Origin of the sequence: Streptomyces cellostaticus (assembly GCF_023630175.1) — a bacterium.
Classification (GTDB): Bacteria; Actinomycetota; Actinomycetes; order Streptomycetales; family Streptomycetaceae; genus Streptomyces; species Streptomyces cellostaticus_A.
Map to the genome: position 1 here is coordinate 19,484 of NZ_JALLIN010000001.1, position 5,515 is coordinate 24,998.

A 5,515-nucleotide genomic window follows, 5' to 3' on the forward strand; every position below is an offset into this window, starting at 1 on the left:
CCCCGCACCGGCAGCGGCCGGTCCGGGGACGTTCCGCGTTCAGCGCGCGATGATCTCCAGGGCCACCGCCGGTCGGCCGCCGAACCGCCGGCCGACCAGCTCGGCGAAGGCCTTCATCGGCTCGGCGACACTGGTGACCGGCGGATTGAGGCCGCCCAGGTAGGCGCGGTGCGACTCCAGCGAGGTGATGCCCGCCTCCAGATGGTCGGTGACGTCGACGGCATGGGTGGGCTGCGGGGAGTTGGCCATCGCCACGTACTTGACGCCTCCCCAGGGCTCCTGGCCGAGGTCCTCGAAGATCCACCGGTTGCCGGCGTCGCCGACGGCGTCCAGTAGGGCGTGCGCGGTGTGCCGGTGGTCGGGAGTGTTCCACTTGCCGGTCGAGGTGGCCTCCCGGCCGTTGAAGCCGAGCACGAAGTCGGGGCGGTGGCGGCGGATCGCGGCGGCGATGTCCCGGCGCAGGCCGAGCCCGTATTCGATCTCGCCGTCGCGGTGGTCCAGGAACTCGACCTCGGAGACGCCGACGACCTTGGCGCCGGCCCGCTGCTCTGCCTCGCGTACCACCGCTGACTCGGCCGGGGTGAGGCCGTCGATGCCGGCCTGTCCCCTCGTCACCAGCAGATAGGAGACGCTCTTCCCGGCGGCCGTCCAGGCTGCCACGGCGCTTGAGGTCCCGAACTCGATGTCGTCCGGGTGGGCGACCACCGCGAGGGCGCGGTTCCAGTCGTCGGGCAGGCTCTGCAGATCTTCAACGGTCATCGTGACACTCCTGCGGTCGGCAGCTGACGGTTCGTCGGTGCGGTCGGCCGGAGGTCGAGGTCCGCCCGGATCTCGTCGAGCAGGCCGGCCGCATGGTCCTTGAGGTAGAAGTGGTCGCCGTCGAACTCGCGGACCCGGAAGGCGCCCGCGGTGACCTGCGCCCAGGCCGCCAGCTCGTCCGTGCCGGCCTCCGGGTCGTCCCGCCCGACGAACGCCGAGATCGGACAGTCCAGGCGGGGAGCGGGCAGCGGCGTGTAGGTGTCGTTCAGCTCGAAGTCGGCACGCAGCGTGGGCAGGAACAGCCGTACCAGTTCGGGCTGTTCCAGCAGGTCGGACGGGGTGCCGTTGAGCCGGGCCACCTCATCGAGGAAGGCCGCGTCGTCGAGCCGCGCGTAGGACGCGCGGCGTGCGGGCAGGTGCGGCGCGCGGCGGGCCGAGACGAACAGCCGCACCGGGGCGGGCAGGCCGAGCGCCACGAACCGCCGGGCCAGCTCGTAGCAGACGACGGCGCCCAGACTGTGCCCGAACAGGGCATAGGGCCGATCGAGTTGAGCGCCGACCAGTTCGGCCAGCGGGCCGATCGCCTGTTCCATCGTCACGTACGGCAGTTCGCGGATCCGGCTCTCCCGGCCGGGCAGCACCACCGGGCGGACCTCGATGCCGGGGGCGAGCGCGGCGCGCCAGGGGTGGAAGAACGCGCCGCCGCCGCCGGCGTGCGGCACGCAGAACAGCCGGAGCCCCGCCTCGGTCCCGCTCATGTCACAACCCCTCGTTGGCGAAGACCACGGCGGAGTGGAAGCCGCCGAAGCCGAAACTGTTGGACAGCGCGAATTCGGCGGCCAGCGGCACGGCGGCGGTACCGGCGAACCGCAGCCGGGGCTCCACCGGGTCGGACAGCCACGGGTTGGGGTGCGCGAAGCCGCCGGCCAGCTGAGCGACGGTGGCGACCGCCTCGACCGCCCCGGCCGCGCCCAGGCAGTGCCCGGTCAGCGCCTTGGTGGCGTTCACCAGCGCGGGGGCGTCCGGGCCGAGTACGCGCAGCAGGGCAGCGGCCTCGGTGCGGTCGCCGAGCGGCGAGGCGGTGCCATGCGTGTTGACGTAGCCGAGCTGCCGGGGGGTGACACCGGCCCGCTCCAGGGCGGTCCGCATCACCGCGGCCTCCACCTGCTCGCTGGGGTCGGCGAGGCTGGTACCGCTCAGCCGCAGCGCGTGCCCGGCCAGCCGGGCCAGCACCCGCGCGCCCCGGCGGCGGGCGCCCGCGGCGGTCTCCAGCACCACGGCGGCGCCGCCGACACCGTCGGTGAAGCCGCGGTGCGCCCGGTCGAACGGGCGGCAGGGCGGTTCGTGGTCGGTGGCGGCGCCGGTGGCGGCGGGTGTCATCGCGCCCAGCGCGCGGTAGGCCTGGCGTTCCAGCGGGGCGAGTTCGGTGGGCGCGCCGAGCACCAGGCAGGCGTCCACCGCACCCGCGTCGAGCAGCCGGGCGGCGGTGATCAGCGCGATGTTGCCGCTGGCGGAGGCGCCGCCCACGGTGCAGCCCTCGCCCTCGATGCCGAGGACCTCGCTGACCACGCCGACCTGATCGGTGTCCTGCATGTGCAGTGCGTACCGGCCGGGGACGGCGGCGGGACGGTCCCGGTAGCGGTCGGCGGCGCGGTGCGCGCCCGCTCCGGTGAGGTTGTTGCCGGCCACCACCAGGCCGAGCCGCTCGGGGGGCAGGGCCCCCTCGGCAAGTCCGGCACGCGCCCAGGCCTCCGCGGCGGTCAGCACGGAGACCTGCACGCCGAGCGGGGACCTGGCTGCCGTCCGGGCCGCCTTCTCCGGCACCCACCCACCGCGGGCCCGCCGCTCCGCGAGCAGGGCCGGGTAGTCGAAGGGCGGCAGCGGCGCGCCGGGGGAGTCGGCGTCCCGGTCAGCGGCGGGCAGCAGGGCGCTGCGGCCGGCCCGCAGCGCGTCGGTGAAGGCCTCCAGGCCCGCGCCGGCCGCGCAGTGCACGCCGAGGCCGGTGACCACGACGCCACCGGGGGTCACGCGGAGTGCCGGGCGAGGAGGGCGACCAGCGAGCGGATGTCCCGGGTCTGCTGGAACTCCATCACGGGCACGCTGATGCCCATGTCCTCCATGGTGAGGGTCACCACCTCGGCCCGGTCGATGCTGTTGCAGCCCAGGTCGGCGAGACTGTTGTCGAGGGTGACGGTGGTGGTGTCCAGGTCGTACACCACGACGCCCAGATTGCGCCGGACCGCCTCGAAGATGTCGCTGTGGTCCATCTCGTCGTCCTCCTAGACCCACTCGTAGGTGCGGTGGTAGCCCTCGGTGCCGCGGTACGCCAGCACCGGCTCCCGGCCGTCGGGGCGGGCGTCGAGGAAGCGCCGGTAGCGCTCGACCTCGATCTTGCGGTTCTCGATCGGGACCAGGCAGCGGCTGTTCTCGGCGAGCAGTTCGGTGTACTCGGCGAAGCTCAGCGGAATGCGGGCGTTCAGCCGGCCCGCGATGTCCAGCTCGGCGAGCGCGGCGCGCGAGCCCTCGTCGATGAGTCCGCTGAAGAACTCGGAGGCGCAGCCCGAACCGTACGAGAACAGGCCGACCCGGGCGGTGCCCCGGTACGGGGCGTTGTCGATGAGGCTGGCCAGGGCCAGGTAGACGGAGCCGGAACAGAGGTTGCCGACCTGGCTGGGGTAGACCAGCGAAGGCGACACCCGGGCGGCGAAGTCCGCTTCTACGGCGTCCGGGGTGGCTCGGGCCTGTTCCCGCATGAGTTTGCGGTGTGCGGCCTTGACCAGCCCGGCGAACGGGGTGTGCAGGGCGAGTTGGTCGAAGGTGGTCCGCAGGTCGACGTCGGATACCTTGCCGCAGTAGTCGGCGAAGCTGTTGGACAGGCAGTCCAGGTAGGCGAACAGCGAGCCGTCGACGTCGGCGATGTCGTGGTCCGGCATGGGCCGCGCCGAGTCCATGGTCTCGTAGGCGTGCGCGCCGAACGCGCCGAGGTCGAGGGCGAGGACCCGAGGGTCGTCACCGAGCAGCATGGCGGAGGCGCCGGTGCCGGTGGCGGGCTCCGCGTAGCCGGCCCGGGCGTCCACCATGGACACGTCGGTGGCGATCACCAGTGCCTTGGCTCCCGGGGAGACGCCGGAGGCCAGGTAGCCGGCGGCGATCTGCAAGGCGCCGGTGGCGGCGTAGCACGCCTGCTTGACCTCCATCACCCGGCACTTGCGGCTCAGGCCCATGAACTCGTGGACGTACGAGGTGATCGACTTGCTGAAGTCGACGCCGGACTCGCTGGAGGCGAGGATCAGTTCGATCCGCTCCTTGTCCTGCGGGGCGAGCCGGTTGACGATCGGAGCGGCCGCGTTGACGGCGTTGGTGATCGGGTCCTCGCAGGGCAGGGCGATCGAGCGGGCCCGCATCATCAGGTGGCCGATCCGCTCCCGGTCCAGGCCACGGCCCTCGAACAGCTCGGCGGTGGACAGTTGGGCGAAGCCGGCGTGGACGTTCAGCGCCTCGATGCCGATCCGGCCGGTCATCGCTGCTTCACCTCCACCAGGAAGTCGATCAGGGCGTCGATGTCGGGCACGGTGCTGAAGCCGGCCATCGGCTCGCGCACTCCGAGCGCGTCGATCAGCGCCATGATGATCTCCACCCGGTCCACCGAGTCCGCGCCGAGGTCCTTGAGGTGCTTGTCGCCGGTGATCTGCTCGGCGGGCACCTGGGGCAGGACGGCGGCGACGGTCTCGTGCACCAGGCGGGTCACTGCGGCGCGGTCGGTATCACTGCGCTGCGGCATTCGAGCCCTCCAGTCGTACGTGCAGGGTGCAGACCGCCAGGCAGCGGCCGCTCGCGGTGTCCTCGACCACCGCGTTCCAGCGTTCCTCGGCCGGGTCGTCGCGGCGCCGCCAGGAGCGCAGCCGGATCCGCAGCACCGAGTCGGCGTCGGCATTGCCGAGGTAGCAGAGCTGGTGATCCAGCACCGTTCGATCGAGGAATCTACGGTCGGCGCGTCCCTGGTTCCGCCACATTTTGAGCAGGGCGCCGTCGATGATGGAGAAGTACGAGGCGAAGTAGAGGAGTCCGACGCCGTTGATGTCGCGGGTGATGTCGATCGGGTACTCGACCTCGTCCGCGGTCACCAGCTCCTCCCACTGCGGGTCCTGCGGGTCGTGGAAGGTGTGCCGGACCCGGGCCGAGCCGTACGCGGCCCGCGGCGAGTGGGCGGCGGGCAGGTGCGGCAGGTGGGCGTGCCGGAAGTCGGCCGGCGCGGAGGTGATCAGTCCCTCGTTGCTGCCGACGTGACTACGGGTGACCCAGCGGTTGAAGTTCTGCACGTACAGGCAGTCGGGCTGCCGGGCTGCGAAGAACTCGTCGGGATCCAGGCCCTGTTCGGGCTTCGCCTCGGATCCGGGCGGCACCCGGCGGATCCGGTGCAGGGTCAGCACCGACTCGCTGCCGTAGCCGAACACCCGCGAGGTGGTCTCGATCCGGTCGCCGAAGGTCAGCGCGCCCGAGTGAAGCTGCCCGCCGGAGCGGACCCTGAAGTAGTAGAAGGAGAGGTAGGTGGGCTGGCCCCGGTCGTTGACCGCGTTGAACGCGTCGGTGCCGCAGACCTCGCTCACGGTCTCCCAGGTCCAGTCGCCCACCTGGCCGACGAACAGCGAGTTGTGCCCGCACATCCCGGGCTTGACGGTGACCAGCCGGCCGACCGACCCGTCGGCGGCGCGCCACACCTCCGGCCGCAGCAGCGATCCCTCGGTCCCGGCCATCG

At 72.3% G+C, this 5,515-nt stretch carries 7 protein-coding genes; all 7 read right to left on the reverse strand.

The window, feature by feature from the left end:
* Positions 1-39: 39 nt before the first annotated feature.
* The 7 genes from MXD57_RS00110 to MXD57_RS00140 are packed head-to-tail and all read right to left on the reverse strand — an operon-like array spanning position 40 to position 5,513.
* Positions 40-759: a PIG-L deacetylase family protein gene (locus tag MXD57_RS00110; protein ID WP_250399146.1), complete on the reverse strand. Its 720-nt coding sequence runs from the start codon at positions 757-759 to the stop codon at positions 40-42.
* The gene (locus tag MXD57_RS00115) at positions 756-1,517 is read right to left on the reverse strand and encodes a thioesterase II family protein (protein ID WP_250399147.1); all 762 of its coding nucleotides are present in this window, start codon (positions 1,515-1,517) and stop codon (positions 756-758) included. Before MXD57_RS00115 ends, MXD57_RS00110 begins: the two co-directional genes overlap by 4 nt.
* Position 1,518: 1 nt before the next feature.
* Positions 1,519-2,787, reverse strand: a complete 1,269-nt coding sequence (locus tag MXD57_RS31695) for a beta-ketoacyl synthase N-terminal-like domain-containing protein (RefSeq protein ID WP_250399148.1) — start codon at positions 2,785-2,787, stop codon at positions 1,519-1,521.
* Positions 2,784-3,026 (reverse strand): phosphopantetheine-binding protein, encoded by a 243-nt coding sequence (locus tag MXD57_RS00125; RefSeq protein WP_250399149.1) that lies wholly within the window; start codon positions 3,024-3,026, stop codon positions 2,784-2,786. The genes MXD57_RS31695 and MXD57_RS00125 overlap by 4 nt, the downstream gene beginning before the upstream one ends.
* Positions 3,027-3,038: 12 nt before the next feature.
* Positions 3,039-4,280, reverse strand: a complete 1,242-nt coding sequence (locus MXD57_RS00130; protein ID WP_250399150.1) for a hydroxymethylglutaryl-CoA synthase family protein — start codon at positions 4,278-4,280, stop codon at positions 3,039-3,041.
* Positions 4,277-4,540, reverse strand: a complete 264-nt coding sequence (locus MXD57_RS00135; protein ID WP_250399151.1) for an acyl carrier protein — start codon at positions 4,538-4,540, stop codon at positions 4,277-4,279. Before MXD57_RS00135 ends, MXD57_RS00130 begins: the two co-directional genes overlap by 4 nt.
* Complete coding sequence (locus tag MXD57_RS00140; protein ID WP_250399152.1) at positions 4,524-5,513, reverse strand: LnmK family bifunctional acyltransferase/decarboxylase; 990 nt, start codon at positions 5,511-5,513, stop codon at positions 4,524-4,526. The genes MXD57_RS00135 and MXD57_RS00140 overlap by 17 nt, the downstream gene beginning before the upstream one ends.
* Positions 5,514-5,515: the final 2 nt, after the last annotated feature.